The organism is Xanthomonas albilineans (assembly GCF_009931595.1).
Classification (GTDB): domain Bacteria; phylum Pseudomonadota; class Gammaproteobacteria; order Xanthomonadales; family Xanthomonadaceae; genus Xanthomonas_A; species Xanthomonas_A albilineans.
Genome location: NZ_CP046570.1, coordinates 443048 through 460474, shown reverse-complemented (window position 1 = coordinate 460474; position 17427 = coordinate 443048). Strand labels below are relative to the sequence as shown.

17 protein-coding genes are annotated in these 17427 nt (G+C 64.9%); 6 read left to right on the top strand and 11 right to left on the bottom strand.

Annotated features, from left to right (window positions below):
- The first annotated feature begins 29 nt into the window (after nt 1-29).
- Both XaFJ1_RS01965 and XaFJ1_RS01960 read left to right on the top strand, forming a co-directional pair.
- Nucleotides 30-980: a LysR substrate-binding domain-containing protein gene (locus XaFJ1_RS01965; protein ID WP_012915009.1), complete on the top strand. Its 951-nt coding sequence runs from the start codon at nt 30-32 to the stop codon at nt 978-980.
- 282 nt (nt 981-1262) lie between these two features.
- A complete protein-coding gene (locus XaFJ1_RS01960; RefSeq protein ID WP_012915008.1) occupies nt 1263-2231 on the top strand; it encodes a transaldolase in 969 nt (322 codons plus the stop codon).
- Between the two features lie 23 nt (nt 2232-2254).
- Here the strand turns inward: XaFJ1_RS01960 and msrA are convergent, their stop codons facing one another.
- From msrA to XaFJ1_RS01945, 3 genes are all read right to left on the bottom strand, one after another.
- Entirely contained in the window at nt 2255-2905 is a 651-nt protein-coding gene (msrA, locus tag XaFJ1_RS01955) for a peptide-methionine (S)-S-oxide reductase MsrA (RefSeq protein WP_012915007.1), read from the bottom strand.
- Between the two features lie 61 nt (nt 2906-2966).
- Nucleotides 2967-3407, bottom strand: a complete 441-nt coding sequence (locus XaFJ1_RS01950; protein WP_012915006.1) for an SgcJ/EcaC family oxidoreductase — start codon at nt 3405-3407, stop codon at nt 2967-2969.
- 147 nt (nt 3408-3554) lie between these two features.
- Complete coding sequence (locus XaFJ1_RS01945) at nt 3555-3782, bottom strand: putative signal transducing protein (RefSeq protein ID WP_012915005.1); 228 nt, start codon at nt 3780-3782, stop codon at nt 3555-3557.
- A 253-nt stretch (nt 3783-4035) separates the two neighbouring features.
- Between XaFJ1_RS01945 and XaFJ1_RS01940 the strand changes: the two genes are divergently transcribed.
- Nucleotides 4036-5790 carry a glutamine--tRNA ligase/YqeY domain fusion protein gene (locus XaFJ1_RS01940; RefSeq protein WP_012915004.1) on the top strand — a complete coding sequence of 585 codons (1755 nt, stop codon included), beginning with the start codon at nt 4036-4038 and terminating at the stop codon, nt 5788-5790.
- Between the two features lie 179 nt (nt 5791-5969).
- Nucleotides 5970-6341: an STN domain-containing protein gene (locus XaFJ1_RS01935; protein WP_012915003.1), complete on the top strand. Its 372-nt coding sequence runs from the start codon at nt 5970-5972 to the stop codon at nt 6339-6341.
- A gap of 135 nt (nt 6342-6476) precedes the next feature.
- Here the strand turns inward: XaFJ1_RS01935 and XaFJ1_RS01930 are convergent, their stop codons facing one another.
- Entirely contained in the window at nt 6477-7232 is a 756-nt protein-coding gene (locus tag XaFJ1_RS01930) for an IclR family transcriptional regulator (protein WP_012915002.1), read from the bottom strand.
- A 360-nt stretch (nt 7233-7592) separates the two neighbouring features.
- Between XaFJ1_RS01930 and fucP the strand changes: the two genes are divergently transcribed.
- Both fucP and XaFJ1_RS01920 read left to right on the top strand, forming a co-directional pair.
- Nucleotides 7593-8900, top strand: a complete 1308-nt coding sequence (gene fucP / locus XaFJ1_RS01925) for an L-fucose:H+ symporter permease (protein WP_012915001.1) — start codon at nt 7593-7595, stop codon at nt 8898-8900.
- Between the two features lie 3 nt (nt 8901-8903).
- Complete coding sequence (locus XaFJ1_RS01920) at nt 8904-9272, top strand: L-rhamnose mutarotase (RefSeq protein WP_012915000.1); 369 nt, start codon at nt 8904-8906, stop codon at nt 9270-9272.
- A gap of 183 nt (nt 9273-9455) precedes the next feature.
- On the opposite strand, the gene XaFJ1_RS01915 is transcribed toward XaFJ1_RS01920, so the two are convergent.
- The 7 genes from XaFJ1_RS01915 to XaFJ1_RS01885 all read right to left on the bottom strand — a co-directional run bounded on the left by XaFJ1_RS01915 (nt 9456) and on the right by XaFJ1_RS01885 (nt 17320).
- Complete coding sequence (locus tag XaFJ1_RS01915; protein WP_012914999.1) at nt 9456-10775, bottom strand: L-fuconate dehydratase; 1320 nt, start codon at nt 10773-10775, stop codon at nt 9456-9458.
- Between the two features lie 251 nt (nt 10776-11026).
- Nucleotides 11027-11884: a fumarylacetoacetate hydrolase family protein gene (locus XaFJ1_RS01910; protein ID WP_012914998.1), complete on the bottom strand. Its 858-nt coding sequence runs from the start codon at nt 11882-11884 to the stop codon at nt 11027-11029.
- A 25-nt stretch (nt 11885-11909) separates the two neighbouring features.
- The gene (locus tag XaFJ1_RS01905; protein ID WP_012914997.1) at nt 11910-12656 is read right to left on the bottom strand and encodes an SDR family oxidoreductase; all 747 of its coding nucleotides are present in this window, start codon (nt 12654-12656) and stop codon (nt 11910-11912) included.
- Nucleotides 12657-12687: 31 nt separating this feature from the next.
- Nucleotides 12688-13563, bottom strand: coding sequence for an amidohydrolase family protein (locus XaFJ1_RS01900; protein ID WP_045756706.1), 876 nt, complete (start codon nt 13561-13563; stop codon nt 12688-12690).
- Nucleotides 13560-14609 carry an aldo/keto reductase gene (locus tag XaFJ1_RS01895; protein ID WP_045756705.1) on the bottom strand — a complete coding sequence of 350 codons (1050 nt, stop codon included), beginning with the start codon at nt 14607-14609 and terminating at the stop codon, nt 13560-13562. Before XaFJ1_RS01895 ends, XaFJ1_RS01900 begins: the two co-directional genes overlap by 4 nt.
- Before the next feature lie 299 nt (nt 14610-14908).
- The gene (gene glpK, locus XaFJ1_RS01890; RefSeq protein WP_012914994.1) at nt 14909-16408 is read right to left on the bottom strand and encodes a glycerol kinase GlpK; all 1500 of its coding nucleotides are present in this window, start codon (nt 16406-16408) and stop codon (nt 14909-14911) included.
- Nucleotides 16409-16501: 93 nt separating this feature from the next.
- Nucleotides 16502-17320, bottom strand: coding sequence for an MIP/aquaporin family protein (locus tag XaFJ1_RS01885; protein WP_012914993.1), 819 nt, complete (start codon nt 17318-17320; stop codon nt 16502-16504).
- Between the last annotated feature and the right edge of the window lie 107 nt (nt 17321-17427).

Here is a 17427-nt window from a genome sequence, read left to right as displayed (position 1 = left end):
CCCGCCTTGCGTGCCAAAGGAACTCGCCGATGAACCTGCGTGATCTCAAATACCTGGTAGCGCTGGCCGATCACAAGCATTTCGGGCGCGCCGCCGCCGCATGCTTCGTCAGCCAACCGACGCTGTCGACACAGATCAAGAAACTCGAAGACGAACTCGGCGTACCGTTGGTCGAGCGTGCGCCACGCAAGGTCATGCTGACTCCGGCCGGACGCGAGGCGGCCAGCCGGGCGCGTAGCATCGTCGCCGAAATCGAGCAGATGAAAGAAGCCGCGCGGCGCAGCCAGGATCCAGAGGCCGGCACGGTACGCCTGGGCATTTTCCCGACACTGGGGCCGTACCTGCTACCGCACGTGATCCCGAAGGTGCGCGCACGCTTCCCGCACCTGGAACTGCTGTTGATCGAAGAAAAGAGCGACGTACTGCTGAGCCGCCTGCGCGAGGGTCGCCTGGACGCGGCCCTGCTGGCACTGCCACTGCACGACGAGCAGTTGCATGCCGAATTTCTCTTCGAAGAGCCGTTCGTGCTGGCCGTCTCCGATCCGCATCCACTGGCCGAGCAGCAGGCGCCACTCACCCTGGACGCACTGCACGCGCAACGCCTGCTGTTGCTCGAAGACGGGCACTGCCTACGCGACCAGGCATTGGACGTATGCCACCTCGCCGGGGCGACGGAAAAAGCCGAATTCCAGGCCACCAGCCTGGAAACGCTGCGCCAAATGGTCGCCGCCAATGTCGGCGTGACCCTGCTGCCGTTGCTGGCGGTACAGCCGCCGGTAACCAACCCGTCCAACATCCGCCTGCTCAATTTCGATCACAGTTGCGGACCAAGCCGCCGCATCGCCATGCTGTGGCGGCGCAGTTCGGCGATGAGCGAGTTTCTGCAACAACTGGCGCAGCTGTTCAAGACCTTGCCGAGCGAGTTGTTCGTGCTGCCGCCGCAGACGCACGCGGCGGCACAGCAGCAAGCCGTCACCTGAGCGGCGAGGGCTCGTACGCGCAGTCGCCTGACATCGCATCGATGCCGGCGTGTCTGCACAACGACCTCGCACGCACAGCCGCATCACGCTGCAACCTCGCGCGGGACAGCACCCTGCCCAGCCTGAATCTCGGTCGCACCATCGCGACCGACACGCCTCCAACAACACGTGCTTCATCGCGGCCTGTGGCCGCGATGAAGCACGTCGAAGGCGACAACACTCACGCAGCGCGTTAACGTAGCAGGTCATCCGCCTTCTTTTCACTCGTATCGAGAGTTACCGATGACCTCTTCCGCTTCCTCCAAACTGGCCCAGTTGCGCGAATTGTCCGTGGTCGTGGCCGATACCGGCGACTACGACGCGATCAAGCGACTCAAGCCGGTGGACTGCACCACCAACCCGACCCTGGTGAAAAAGGCGCTGGACCTGCCGGTCTATGCCGACCTGATCGACGAGGCACTGGCCTGGGCGCACAGCCAAAATGGCGAGCGTGCCACCCTGATCGACGAAATCGCCGACCGCCTGACCATCGGCGTCGGCAGCCGACTCAGCACACTGGTGCCCGGGCGCGTGTCCACCGAAGTGGACGCCGACCTCGCCCACGACACCGCCGCCACAATCGCCAAGGCGCATAAATTCATCGCCATGTATGCCGAGCGCGGCATCGCCAAGGAACGGATCCTGATCAAGGTCGCCGCCACCTGGGAAGGCATCGAAGCGGCGCGGCAATTGCAGAAGGACGGCATCGACTGCAACCTGACCCTGGTCTTCAACCGCACCCAGGCGCTGGCCTGCGCCGAGGCCGGGGCGTTTCTGCACTCGCCATTCGTCGGCCGCATGCTCGACTGGTACGTGGCGCATGGCCAGACCCCAGCCAGCATCGACGAGGACCCTGGCGTGCAGTTCGTGCGCGACGTGTACGCCGAGTTCAAACGCCGCGGCTTGCAGACCGTGGTGATGGGGGCTTCGTTCCGTTCCACCGCGCAGATCGAGGCGCTGGCTGGCTGCGACCGGCTGACCATCTCGCCGGACCTGCTGGAAAAGCTCGACGCCGACTACGGCCCACTACCGCGCAAGCTCTCGCCGGGCCGGGCCGACGGCGTCAGCGTGCCCCCGATCGACGCGCAGCGCTTCGCGGCCGACCTGGCCGCCGATCCGATGGCGACCGAAAAGCTGACCAGCGGCATCGACACCTTCGCCAAGGATCTGCAAGCACTACGCGATACCATCCGGCAGAAGTTGGCCGGCTGAATCGGCTGCCCAGACGCCGCCGCTCAGACTTCCAGACCGAGCGGACAACCGACGCCGGTCCCACCCAGGCCGCAATAGCCCCCTGGATTCTTGGCCAGATACTGCTGGTGTTCGTCCTCTGCGTAATAGAACGGCGGCGCCGGCAGACGAATCTCGGTGGTGATCGCGCCATAGCCGGCCTCATGTAGACGCTGCTGATAGGCATCGCGGCTGGCGATTGCCGCAGCGTACTGCTCCTGCGTGGCGCAATAGATCGCCGAGCGGTACTGGGTCCCGAGGTCGTTGCCCTGGCGCATGCCCTGGGTCGGATCGTGGCTTTCCCAAAAGGTCTGCAACAGCTGCGCGAAGCTCGTGACGTGCGGATCGAACACCACCAGCACCGCCTCGGTATGGCCGGTCTGGCCCGAACACACTTCGCGGTACGTCGGATGCGGGGTTTCGCCGCCGGCATAGCCCACCGCCGTGGTGAACACGTCTGGCAGCGACCAGAAGGCACGCTCGGCGCCCCAGAAGCAACCAAGGCCAAACTGCACCTGCTGCAGACCGGCGAAGACATCGCGCAACGGCTGGCCGTTGACGAAATGACGGTTGTGCAGCGGCAGCGGTTCCGCCCGCCCGGGCAGGCTCTCGCCCGGACGCGGCAGGCGCTGCTTGAAGGCACCGATTCCCAACATGGCATGGACTCCTGGCAGCGACGGGGCGATGCCCTGTGGATGGCGCTGCCGGGCCTGGCTTTCAAGTGCGCCCCGGGGCCGCGGTGGCGACGGCGACCGGCTCCGGCATCACTGAGCTATGGTGGTTGATGATCAGCCAGCGGCCATTGCGCTTCTCGTACACGAAGCTGTAGCGCGCCTGCACCTGAACAATGCTGCCGTCAGCATTGTTCAGGGTGAACGTGTAGACGCCGGCATCGACCGCGCTGTCGTCGTCGAGCCGCCGCACCTGGCGATAGTTGATGGTGCCGCGCGGCTTGGCCGCGAGGAAGTGGCTGAAGTCGTCCTCGATCTCGGCGCGGCTGGCGCGGACCTTGTTTTGGACACGGTCGGCAGCAGCACGGCGTTCGCGGGCGTACAGGTCGCCACGCGCTTGCGCCAGCGCCGCGTTCCAGCGGCGGTACCGGAGTGGCGCGGTGAGGGCGCTGGCACGGCGCTGGAACGACTGGCCGCTGACCCGCAAGAGCCTGGCCCTGGTGGCGCTGCCGCTGTTGCTGCTCGTGGCAGCGCTGGTGGCGATCTACAGCGTCGAACGGCAGAACATCGCCGCCGAGTTCGCGACGGCGACCCCCACCCCCGCTTTTGCCAATCCCCAATCCCAGCTCCCAAACTACATGGCCCGCGTCACCACCCCACCCAGGCCCAACGCCATCAGCACTTCCTGGGCCTTTTCCAGCAGTTCGTCGGCCACGCAGACCTGGACCACGCCGAACGGCAGTTCGCCGGCGCCGCCGAGCAATGCCTCGCCGAACACGAAGGCGGTGATGCCGGCATCCTCCAGCGCGTGCTTGGCCAGATGCGCATCGATCAGGTGCTGGGCACGGTAGGCGATCTGCACGTGCGGCCCTCAGCGTTGCCTACCGAACCCAGGCGTGGTCTGGACCGACGGCAGGCGGATCGGTGCTGCGCACAGGCCTGGCGAACAGGCAACGCACCTAGCGTCAGCAGCAAGACAGGAAGACGGCATGCGGACATCTGGCACGTGGATTGATCCGCAGCCTACGCGCCGGGACCGTCGTCCGCCAGTGTGGCGCAAACCAAGACAGCGCTTTACTTATAAACTTACGCTCTATTTATTCGCTGAAGCGCGCATGTCCGACACCCCCGCCACCGACGCCTCCGCCCCGGCCGAGAAGAAAGACTTCATCCGCCAAATCGTCCGCGAGGATCTGGCCAGCGGCAAACACGCCTCCATCCGCACCCGCTTCCCGCCCGAGCCCAATGGCTACCTGCACATCGGCCACGCCAAGGCGATCTGCCTAGACTTCGGCATCGCCGCCGAGTTCGCCGGGCGCTGCAACCTGCGCCTGGATGACACCAACCCCGCTAAGGAAGATCCCGAATTCGTCGCCGCGATCCAGGACGATGTGCGCTGGCTGGGTTTCCAGTGGGCCGAACTGCGCCACGCCTCGGACTACTTCGAGGTGTACTACCTGGCCGCCGAGAAGTTGATCCGCGACGGCCAGGCGTTCGTGTGCGATCTGTCCGCCGAACAAGTGCGCGACTACCGCGGCACGCTCACCGAGCCGGGGCGTCATTCGCCCTACCGCGAACGCAGCATCGAGGAGAACCTGAAGCTGTTTCGGCGCATGCGCGCCGGCGAATTTCCGGACGGCACCTGCACCCTGCGCGCCAAGATCGACATGGCCAGCGGCAACATCAATCTGCGCGACCCCGCGCTATATCGGATCAAACACGTCGAACACCAGAACACCGGCAACGCCTGGCCGATCTACCCGATGTACGACTTCGCCCACGCCCTGGGCGATGCGATCGAAGGCATCACCCACTCGCTGTGCACGCTGGAGTTCGAGGACCACCGGCCGCTGTACGACTGGTGCGTGGACAAGGTCGACCTGGCCGGGCACCCGGACCTGCTGCAACCGCTGCTGGCCAAGGGGCTGCCACGCGAGGCGGGCAAACCACGGCAGATCGAGTTTTCGCGCCTGAACATCAACTACACGGTGATGAGCAAGCGCAAGCTCACCCAACTCGTCACCGAAGGTCTGGTCGATGGCTGGGACGATCCACGCATGTACACGCTGCAGGGCCTGCGCAGGCGTGGCTATACGCCGGCCGCACTGCGCCTGCTGGTGGAGCGTGTCGGCATCAGCAAGCAGAACTCGGTGATCGACTTCGCGGTGCTGGAAGGCTGCCTGCGCGAGGATCTGGACGCCCATGCCCCACGGCGCATGGCGGTGATCGACCCGCTCAAGCTGGTGCTGAGCAACCTGCCGGACGACCACCGCGAGACCCTGACCTTCTCCAATCATCCCAAGGACGACAGCTTCGGCACGCGCGCCGTGCCGTTCTCGCGCGAAGTGTGGATCGAGCGCGAGGATTTCGCCGAGGTTCCGCCTAAAGGCTGGAAACGGCTGGTGCCCGGCGGCGAAGTGCGCCTGCGCGGTGCGGGGATCGCCCGCGTCGACGAGGTGATCAAGAACGCTGCTGGCGACATCGTCGAACTGCGCGGTTGGCTCGACCCGAACTCGCGCCCCGGGATGGACGGCGCCAACCGCAAGGTCAAAGGCACCCTGCACTGGGTCAGCGCCGCGCATGCGGTGGAGGCCGAAATCCGCCTGTACGACCGCCTGTTCTCCGTGGAGAAGCCAGACGACGAGTCCGACGGCAAGAGCTACCGCGACCACCTCAATCCTCACTCCAAGCGCAGCGTGCGCGGCTACGTCGAACCGGCCGCAGCGCACGCTGCGCCGGAGCAAGCGTTCCAGTTCGAACGCAGCGGCTATTTCGTCGCCGACCGCCACGATCACCGCGCCGAAACGCCGGTATTCAACCGCAGCGTGACGCTACGCGACACCTGGAGTGGCGGCCAAGATGGCGCCTGAGCGCTCGCGCGCGGCTCGTCACGGTCCCCGATCGTCGAATGCCACTACGGCATTGGACGATGATGCTCTGGAACCCCCGTGCCAACATCCACGCGCGTCCACATGCCCGCGCGCGCGAAGCAAAGCTGGGTTAAGCCAGACGATCTAGACTGCGAAACAATCCTTCTAGGAATCGCCTCATGAACGAGATTTTGCGCGGCAGCTGCATCGGTTTCGCCCTGGTGGCGCTACTGGCCGGCTGCAAACCGGCCACCACCGCGTCCACAACGGCGTCTTCAACAACCGCCAGCACCACGCCCACCGGCAAGTGCGACAGCGTTCCCGATCACACCTACAACCTGCCAACCGGGCGCTTCGATGAAGTTTCCCAACAACTGGCCCACGCCACCGGCTGCATGATCGTCTACCGCGACCCCACGCTGGCCGCCGTGCAGGTCAATGCCGTGAAGGGACAGATCAGCATCCGCCAGGCAATGCACCAGGCACTGGAAGGCACCGCGCTACGGATCGAGCAGGAACAAGCGGATACGATTCAGGTCGGGCGCCGCTGACCCTCGCGACGTTGCCATGCGCGGCCCCATGCAATCGAATCGCCCAAGGTTTCCTAGCCATCCTCAGTGATGCGCAGGCAGCTCGAGGCCGGCGCAAACATCATTCACAACGGCGCAACGGTTTCGTGCATCGCCTTACGTGCACAACGCCGCACTGATCTGCGCTGCCGCCGCGCACACCGCCTGCATCGCCACCTGCGCATCCATCTGTTGTGGACGGCGTTCGATGAAAGGAACGGTGAGCGTATAGCGCGCAATGCCGTGTTGCAGAATCGGCGCAGTCAGGTCGATCACCCCGACCACGGCCTCGCTGGGACGAATGCTGTAGCCAAGCGCCTGCACCTCGCACGCAGCCGCCAGGAAGAGTGCGCGGTCGTATTCCACCGCACCGGCATCTAGCCGCTGCAACAGCCGCTCCTGCACATCGGCGGGCTGAAAAGCGAACAACACCAGACCGGAGGAGGAATGCGCGAACGGACGGCGGTGACCGGGACGCACCACCAGGCCCAGGTCGCTGGGCACATCCATCTGCGCGATGACCACGATTTGATCGTCCGACGGCGCCACCAGATGGCAAGGCTGACGGATCGCGTCGGCCAAGCGGCGCATCACCGGCAGCGCCACCTCGGTGACGTTCTGCACCTGCGGCTGCTGCATGCCGAGCATGAACAGGCGGTTGGTCAGCGTATACCCCCCATCGCCCGCAGCCTTGGTCAGGTAACCACGTTCCTCCAACACTTGCAGCATGCGGAAGATTTCCCCGCGCGAGCGGCCGATGCCCTGCGAGATCTCGGCCATGGTCATCGGCCGCGCATCGCGTGCCAGCAATTCGAGGATATCCAGTCCTTTGTCCAAAGCAGGAGCGCGGTATTTGGGCGGTGGGATGATCATTGCGTCAAGGCCCGGCAGCCGTTGCGAAGAGAAAACGCGAGCATGTCGTGATCGTTGCGTTGCAGTGCGCGCGAAGCCAGCCTTGACGCATTGCGCCATGGCGTACGCTGTGCCCGCCAGTGAAGGCCGCACCACACGACAGCACCAAGGCACCGCGCACGCCCAACGTCTCTCGCTTCAACGTGCATGAAACGCTCCAGGATTCAGTGATCGCATCCGAACACACCGCAGATGACCCGTGCCGAATATGCACCATGCAAATTTGAACTCAAATTTTATATTTGCATGGTAACCGCAAGCACAGTACGCTCCGGCCCGAATTCGACCGTGACGCAGCACACCTTGGGAGGGGTAGGCGGCATGCACTACAGCAGCGATACCGCCACCTCGGCGCCCGCTAATCCGACCCGTACCGCACTCGCGCCGCTGGTCCTGATCGTCAGCCTGTTCTTTCTCTGGGGCATGGCGAACAACCTCAACGACATCCTGATCAAGCAGTTCAAGAAGGCGTTCGAGTTGACCGACCTGCAGGCTGGACTGGTGCAGAGCGCGTTCTACCTGGGCTATTTCGTGTTCGCGATCCCGGCGGCGATGTTCATGCGTCGCTATAGCTACAAGGCAGCGGTGGTACTGGGGTTATTGCTATATGCCACCGGCGCGTTGCTGTTCTATCCGGCGGCGCAAGTGCACACTTACGGGCTGTTTCTGTTGGCACTGTTCGTCATCGCCAGCGGCTTGGCGTTTCTGGAGACCACCGCCAACCCGCTGGTCACTGTGCTCGGTCCCGCCGACGGCGCGGCGCGGCGGTTGAATCTGGCGCAGGCCTTCAATCCGCTGGGTTCGATCACCGGCGTCCTGGTCGGCCAGCACTTCATTTTCTCCGGCGTGGAGCACACGCCGCAGGAACTGGCCACGATGGCGCCGACCGCGCGCGCGGCCTATTTCGCGACCGAATCGACGGCGGTGCAGACGCCATACCTGATCATCGGCGCTGTCGTGGTGCTGTGGGCGCTGCTGATCGGGCTGACCCGCTTCCCGACCACCCGTGCCGCCGCGGGTGTCGTGGCGAGCGGCAAGGCCAACTTCGGCCAACTGTGGCACAACCGGCGCTTCGTGTTTGCGGTGATCGCGCAGTTTTTCTACGTCGGCGCACAAGTCGGCATCTGGAGCTACCTGATCCGCTACTTGCAGGACAGTGTGCCCGGAACCCCGGAGAAGACCGCCGCCAATTTCCTCACCGTCTCGCTGGTCCTGTTCATGGCGGGCCGCTTCATCGGCGCGGCACTGCTGCGCTATCTAGCGCCGGCGCGACTGCTCGGCGGGTTCGCCCTGCTCAACCTGCTGCTGTGCGGCGTGGCGGTCGCGTTGCCAGGCTGGATCGGCCTGTACGCGCTGGTGGCAAGCAGTCTGTTCATGTCGGTGATGTTCCCAACCATCTTCGCGCTGGGCCTGGAGGGGCTGGACGACGATGCACGCAAACTGGGCTCGTCGCTGATCGTGATGGCAATCATCGGCGGTGCCGCGTTGACCGCACTGATGGGCGCGATCTCCGACCATGTCGGCATTCACTGGGCAATCGCGGTGCCAGGGCTCGGCTTCGCGGTCATTCTGGGGTTGGCGCTGTATGCCACCGCACGCCGCCGCAGTGCGCACGCGACCGGAGCCTGAGCCATGCCCCGCCATTGCTATCTGCTGGACCTGCACGACGATCCGACGCTGATCGCCGAATACGAGCGCTGGCATCGGCCCGATACGGTGTGGCCGGAAATCGTCGCCTCGCTGCGTACGGCCGGGATCCGCGAGTTGGACATCCATCGCTGCGGCAACCGCCTGGTAATGCTGATGGAGGTGGACGACGATTACTCGCCCGCCGCCAAGGCCGCCACCGATGCGGCCGACCCCCGCGTGCAAGCCTGGGAAGAACTGATGTGGCGCTTCCAGAAGCCACTGCCCGGCTCCGCGCCCGGCGAAAAATGGCGCGAGGCGCTACAGATCTTTTCGCTGCAAGCGGCCGTGGCGGAACAGCAACGCCAGCGCTGACACTGCTGGAGCGGTGCTGAGCGGAGATAGCCGCATCGATGCCGCACGCTTCCACCGCACATGCCACGACTCGCCTGCGCGTGGCGTAAACAGAAAGCCACAGCGACGACCGCGCCTACGACACCAGCACCGCAGAGCGCTTGCGCACAGGCAGGCAAGCGCTCTCCACGGATCTGTTGCGCGCTAAGCGCGCTGCGCGGCCAGATCCGCGCTCCAGAACGGGCCATCCGGATACAGGAACTGGTCCACCGACGAGGCATGCATCTGCGCGGAAAAACCCGGCAGCGTCGGCGCCAGATAACGGCCATGCACGATCCGCACCGGATCGACGAAGTGCTGGTGCAGATGATCGACGAACTCGATCGCACGGTCCTCCATCTTGCCGGTGATGGCGACAAAGTCGGCCATCGCCAGATGCTGCACCAACTCGCACAGCCCCACACCGCCGGCATGAGGGAACACGCGCACGCCGAACTTCGCCGCCAGCAGCAGGATCGCCAGATTCTCGTTGACCCCGCCCACGCGTGCGGCGTCGATCTGGATCAAATCCACCGCGCCGGCTTGCAGCAACTGTTTGAACACCACCCGGTTTTGGGTGTGCTCGCCCGTGGACACCGGCACCGGGGCGATGCCCCGACGGATCGCGGCGTGGCCGAGCACGTCGTCGGGGCTGGTCGGCTCCTCGATCCAAGCGATGTCGAATTCGGCAAGCTGACGCATCCAGGCAATCGCCGGGCCCACGTCCCAACGCTGATTGGCGTCCACCGCCATCGCCACGTCCGGACCGATCGCCGCGCGCGCCAGGCGGCAACGGCGAATATCGTCCTGCACGTTGGCGCCGACCTTGAGCTTGATCGTGCGAAAACCGTCGGCCACTGCTTCCTTGGCCAGACGCACCAATTTTTCGTCCGAATAACCGAGCCAGCCTGGCGAGGTGGTATAGGCCGGATAGCCCTGTTCGAGCAGGGTGCGGATACGCGCCGCGCGCGAAGGCTCGGCAGCGCGCAACATCGCCAACGCTTCGTCCGGCGTCAGCGCATCGGTCAGATAGCGGAAATCGATGGCGGCCACCAACTGTTCCGGCGACAGCTCGGCGATATAGCGCCACAGCGGCTTGCCGGCGCGGCGCGCAGCCATGTCCCAGGCCGCGTTGACGACGGCGCCGATGGCCATGTGCATCACGCCCTTCTCCGGGCCCAGCCAGCGCAGTTGCGAATCATCGGTGAGACTGCGCGCGAAGCCGCCCAGGTCGCCGATCACCGCGTCCACGTCACGCCCCACCACATGGTGCGCCAACGCCGCCACCGCCGCGCTCTGCACGTCGTTGCCGCGACCGATGGTGAAGGCCAGGCCGTAGCCGGCCAGCCCATCGTCGGCGTCGGTGCGCAGGCACAAATAGGCGGCCGAATAATCCGGATCCGGATTCATCGCATCGGAACCATCCAGTTCGCGCGAGGTGGGAAAACGCACATCGAAGGTTTCGAGCGCAACGATTTTGCTCATGAGGATCCTGGTCTCGACAAGGCAGAAAAACGACGCTGGACGAGTCCAGTCATCGGCAAAGTGTGCAGCCACGACGCCCCACCCCAGCGGGCGACGCCATCACGACCTGCGCCGCCGCACAACGCAGCGCGAGCGCACGCGCGAAGGTTGTGTCCCGCCAGCGAGCGACATGGCATCGCATCACCGCACGCCTGCGACAATGCAGGCAACCTTCGCCGCACGCTCCCCGCTGCGTCGGGCAGCAAGCCGCGTTAGCGGGCGTCGCGCGGGTGGGCGACCACGGCCTGGCGCTGCTGGCCCAGCCCTTCGATCCCCAGTTCCATCACGTCGCCCGGCTTCAGGTAAACAGGCGGCTTCTGGCCCAGCCCGACACCCGGCGGCGTACCGGTACTGATCACATCGCCCGGCATCAACGTCATGTAGCGGCTGATGTGACTGACCAGCTCGGCCACGCCGAACACCATCGTGCGGGTGCTGCCGTTCTGGTAACGGTGGCCGTTGACCTCCAACCACATCGACAGGTTCTGCGGGTCGGGGATCTCATCGCGGGTGACCAACCATGGGCCGATCGGGCCGAACGTGTCGGCACTCTTGCCCTTGACCCACTGGCCGCCGTGCTCAAGTTGGAATTCGCGCTCGGACAGATCGTTGATCACCGCATAGCCAGCGACGTGATCCAGCGCCTGTTCCACGCTGACATCGCGCGCCACATCGCCGATCACCACGCCCAGTTCCACCTCCCAATCGCTCTTCACCGAGCCGCGCGGGATGATCACCGTGTCGTTGGGGCCGCACACCGCCGTGGTGGCCTTCATAAACAGGATCGGCATCTTGGGCACTTCCATGCCGGATTCGGCGGCATGGTCGGCATAGTTCAGGCCGACGCAGATGAACTTGCCGATGCGGCCAACCGCCGCGCCGTAACGCGGCGCGCCGTCGATGATCGGCAACGTCGCGACATCCAGCGCGCGCAGCTTATCCAGGCCGGCACGGGTGAGGTGCTCGCCGGCGACATCGTCGATCACACCGCGCAGATCGCGGATGCGGCCTTCACCATCGATCAAGCCGGGGATTTCCTGGCCTGGGGAACCAATGCGTACGAGTTTCATGCAGGTGTCCTATGCAGAAAGGAAATCAGTTGGACCAGCCGCCATCGATGATGTGGGTCTGGCCAGTGGTGAAGGAAGATTCGTCAGAAGCCAGATAGACCACCAACTGCGCAATTTCGCGCGGGTCGCCCAGACGGCCCATCGGCTGGCGGTCGGTGAAACTCTTCCACACCGCCTGCTCGTCGCCACCCAACGCCTTGACACGCTCGCCCAGCGATGGCGTCTTGATGGTGCCCGGGCAGATCGCGTTGCAGCGCACGCCCTTGGCGACGTAGTCGGCGGCGATGGCCTTGCTCAGGCCGATCACCGCGGCCTTGGTCGCCCCGTAAACGAAGCGGTTGGGCACGCCCTTGATGCTGGACGCCACCGAGGACATGTTGACGATGCTGCCGCGCCCCTGCGCCAACATGCCCGGCAACACCGCCTGGCACAGGTAGTACATTGCATCGACGTTGATCGCGAACGAACGCCGCCAGGCGGACGCGTCGCATTCCAGGATGCTGCCCTGGTGCACGTAGCCGGCGCAATTGAACAACACATCGAAGGTCGGATGCGCCGCCACCAGCGCCTGGATCGCGTCGGCGTCGGTGACATCGAGTACCTGGGTGGTGATCGCGCTGGACTCGGCAGCTAGGCGCTGCAGCGCCGCGCTATCGATGTCGGTGGCCAACACCTGCGCGCCTTCGCGCGCACAGGCCAGTGCGCTTTCGCGGCCGATGCCGGCGCCGGCGGCGGTCATCAGGCACCGCTTACCTTGCAACCGGCCGCTCATGCGCGGATCCCGGGGATGAACAATGACATGGTCATGCTGCAGTACTCCTGGTCGTGGGGGAAACAATCGGATCGGACAGACGATAAAAACGCTGCGCGGTGGAGGCAAACACGGCATCGGCATGGCCGGCGGCATAGCCAGCGACCAGCGCCTGCGCCAGCGTGATCCACGTACCGTAGTCGGCACGCTGGGTCAGCACCGGCCAGTCACTGCCCCACATCACCCGCTGGGGGCCGAAGTTGGCGAACAGTTGTGCCACGTAGGGCTCCAGCCCAGCGCTATCGGCGGCGACATCGGCCGGCAACTCGGTGAGCAAACCGGACAACTTGCACACCACTCCCGGATATTGCGCCAACTTTGCCAGACCATCGGCCCAGGCATCGAAGCCGGAGCCACCGATCATCGGCTTGGCTGCATGATCCAGCGCCACGCGCAAGGTCGGATGGCGTTGCAAGCGCGCCAACAGGGCAGGCAAGTGCTGTGGGCGGATCAGCGCATCGAAGGCGAGGTCGTGCTGCAACACCGTATCGAACGCCGCGTCCAATTTCGGCCGTGCGAGCCACTGCGGATCGTCCAGATCCTGCACCATCGGTCGCAGCCCCTTGAGCAGACCGCCGCCCTCCGCGCACAACGCGCCGATGCGCGCGGCGGCATCGGCGGCCTCGAAATCCACCCACCCAACCACGCCAACGATGCGCGGTTGCGCACGCGCCAATTGCAGTAAATACCGTGTCTCGGCCTCGGTCTGCGCCGCCTGCACCGCGACCACCGTGGACACGCCGTGGGCATCCAGCGTATCGAGCAGATGCTCCGGGCCACAGTCGCGGTAAAGCGCACCCAGCGCCGGCGTCAGCCAAACATAATCGCCACGCGCCAACGACCAGAAATGCACATGCGCATCGATCATTCGCACAGCGTCGGCACCGGCCCTTGTAGCAGTCCCTGGTCGTGCAAGTCCTGCCACAGCGAGGCAGGGATCGGCGTGCGTAAGCGCGTCGCGGCGCTGCTCACCTCCGCGGGCGTGCGCATACCGGCCACCACGCTACTGACCGCCGGATGCGCGAGCGGGAACTGCAGCGCCGCCGCACCCACGTCCACGCCCCACGCCGCGCAGGCGGCGAATAGGCGCTGCGCATGCCGTAGGGTGGCCGAATCCACTGGCGCGTAATTGTAGGTCTTCCCAGGGCCACTCGCATCGCTCAGTAGACCCGAACTGTATGGTCCGGCGACCAGAATGCCGACCTGCTGCTGCACTGCCTGCGCCATGATCCGTTGCGCGGCGTGTTGTTCCAGCAGGGTGTAGCGGCCCGCCAACATCACGCAGTCGAGCGGAAACAATGGCAGCAGTTCCACCGCGACGTCTTCTTCGTTGACACCGATGCCGATCGCGCGACAGGCCCCTTGGGACTTGAGCTCCGCCATCGTCGGCAACGCCTCGTCCAGCGCTTGCCGCAACATCGCCGCGTGTGCCTCGCCATGGGTCAGGCCACCGATGTCGTGCAGCAGCAGAACATCGATGTGGTCGGTGGCGAGCCGCTGCAAACTGGACTCGAACGCACGCAGCACGCCGTCGCGACTGTAGTCGAACTCGGCGCGGCGCCCGGCCACGGCGAAACCCTCGCACCCGATCGCAGCCGCGGCATCGTCGTAGATACAGCGCCCGACCTTGGTCGAAAGCGTATAGCTGGCGCGCGGCACGCCGCGCAGCCCCTGCCCCAGACGCTGCTCGCTGAGTCCATAGCCGTAGTAAGGCGCGGTATCGAAATGGCGAATGCCGGCGACATACGCATCGGCAACGGCGGCCAGCGCCACTGCGTCGTCCACTTCCGCATACAGATTCCCGATCGGCGCGGCGCCGAAACCGAGCGTGGCGATGTGCACACCACTGCGCCCCAGCGCGCGTTGTGCGACAGGGATGGTCTCTTGTTCGACGGCCGCAGCGCTCACTGGCATGCACCTGCGCGCAGGCCAACACTCGCGGCGCAGCGCCCGCCGACGCCCCGGGAGCGATTGCTGCTGGTGTTGCGCATGACACGCCTCCGCCCATGTCGGGCTTGATCGGATAAGGCCAGAGCGCACGGCAATGCCATAGCAGGCAGCCGCCGCCGGCTGTTCGTATATGAATATAGCAATCACGAATAAACAATCACGCTGCATCGCAACAATCCAGATCCCACCCTGAGCGACGCGACAGGCCGGCGAGAAACGTATCGCCCGGCCCTGCATCGCAGCAGCACACAGCGCACACCAAATCAGCGAATACGAAAACCCATCGTCGCCTCCACCGCCTGTTGCCAGCCCGCGTACAACGCCTCGCGGCGCTCGGCCGGCATGGTCGGTTCGAAGCGGCGATCCACCGCCCAGTGCTGCGCGATCTCGGCACGGTCCTTCCAAAATCCCGTCGCCAAGCCCGCCAGATAGGCAGCGCCCAACGCGGTGGTCTCGGCCACCTCCGGGCGCAACACCGGCACGTCAAGGATGTCGCTCTGGAACTGGGCCATGAAATCGTTGGCGATCGCGCCGCCATCGGCGCGTAGTTCCTTCAACTTGATACCGGCATCGTTCTGCATCGCCGTCAACACGTCGCGGGTCTGGTAGGCCATCGACTCGATCGCGGCACGAATGAAATGTTCCTTGGTGGTCCCACGGGTCAGGCCAAACACCGCGCCACGGATGTCGCTGCGCCAGTACGGTGCCCCCAGGCCGACGAAGGCCGGCACGAAGTACACGCCGTCGTTGTCGCCGGCACGCTCGGCGTAGGCCTGCGAATCGCTGGCTTTGCCGAACATGCGCAGGCCATCGCGCAGCCATTGCACCACCGAGCCGGCGACGAAGATCGCCCCCTCCAGCGCGTATTCCACCTTGCCGTCCACGCCCCAGGCGATGGTGGTGAGCAGGCCATTGTTCGACACCACCGCCTTCTCGCCAGTGTGCATCAGCATGAAACAGCCGGTGCCGTAGGTGTTTTTCGCCATGCCCGGCTCGAAACAGGCCTGACCGAACAAGGCCGCCTGTTGATCACCCGCGATGCCCGCGATCTGCACCCCGTGGCCGTAAAAATACTGGCCCTGCGTGCTGCCGTAGATTTCGCTGGACGAGCGCACCTGCGGCAACATCGATGCAGGAATGTCGAGCATTCGCAGCAGGTCTTCGTCCCAACACAGCGCATAAATGTTGTACAGCAGGGTGCGCGAAGCATTGGTGTAATCGGTGACATGCACCTTGCCACCGGTGAGATTCCAGATCAGCCAAGTGTCGATGGTGCCGAACGCCAGCTCGCCGCGCTGCGCGCGCAAGCGCGCGCCCTCAACATGGTCGAGGATCCACTTGATCTTGGTGCCGGAAAAATACGCATCGATCAGCAGCCCGGTCTTGGCCCGCACCATGTCCTCGTGGCCATCGGCCTTGAGCTGCTCGCAGATGTCCTTGGTCTGCCGCGACTGCCAGACGATGGCGTTGTAGATCGGTTGGCCGGTGGCACGGTCCCACACCACCGCGGTCTCGCGCTGGTTGGTGATGCCGATGCCGGCGATCGCGCTCGCGTCCAACTGATGGGTGTTCAACAACTCGGTGATCGTGGTGTAGACGCTGGTCATGATCTCGCGCGGGTTGTGCTCGACCCAGCCCGGCTGCGGGAAGATCTGCGCGAACTCGCGCTGGGCCATGCCGACGCTGCGACCATGGCGGTCGAACAGGATCGCGCGCGAACTGGTGGTACCTTGATCGATGGACAGGATGAATTGCTTCTCCATCGGTGACTCCTGCGAGAGATGCGGCGCGCGGCATGGCGACGCCGACTGGGAAAGGATCGCGCATGTGGCGCGCGGCGAGAAATGGCATGGACGCTAACTGCGGCGCACAGCGACGTCTTCTTCCTGCTCCCTAAGCCTCGCCGGCAGAAACGGGTAAATCAACGTCTGGTACGCGGCACCGCCGATCACGCCACCGATCAACGGGCCGACAATCGGGATCCACCAGTAATAGCCGGCGGCAGGAAACGCCGAGGCATCCCAGCCAGCGAAATAGGCGAACAGACGCGGCCCGAGGTCACGCGCCGGGTTGATCGCCCACGCCTCCAGGTAACCCATCGAAGCACCGATGGTTGCCACCAGCAAGCCGATGATCAATGCACCGGAATTTGCGCCGGGCGCGGCTTCGTTGTAACGCTCGGTGATGGCGAAGATGCCGAATATCAACAACGCCGTCAGAATCACCTGATCGCACAACGCGTGCAGCGGCGTGATCGCCAAGCCCGGCGCGGTGAAGAATACGCCGGCCGCGCCGCCACCGGCACGGGTCAACTGTTGTACCTGATTGTAGTGGTCGATCACCGGCGCGAACAACAGATAGACAATGCCGGCGCCAAGAAACGCACCGAGCACCTGCGCCGCGCAGTACGGCAGTACCTTGCGCCATGGAAAACCACGGAAGAGCGCCAATGCCAACGTCACCGCCGGATTGGCATGGGTGCCGGACACCGAGCCGGTAACGTAGATCGCGATGGTCACCCCCAGCCCCCAGGCGATGCACACACCCCAATAGGCATGCTGATAGGGACTGGGATCGTACAGCACATACATGCACGCCACCGAGCAGCCGAAGGCGATGATGATCAGCATCGCGATCGCCTCGGAGATCAGTTCACCCAGCAGTTGCCGGTTCATGCGCGCAATTCCCCAATGGCCGGCGTCCTGTCTGTCAATGTGCTCATCGCTGCCAACCTCCACGGTTGCCTCCAGAAGCATGCGCCACGGCGGAAACCGCACGCACG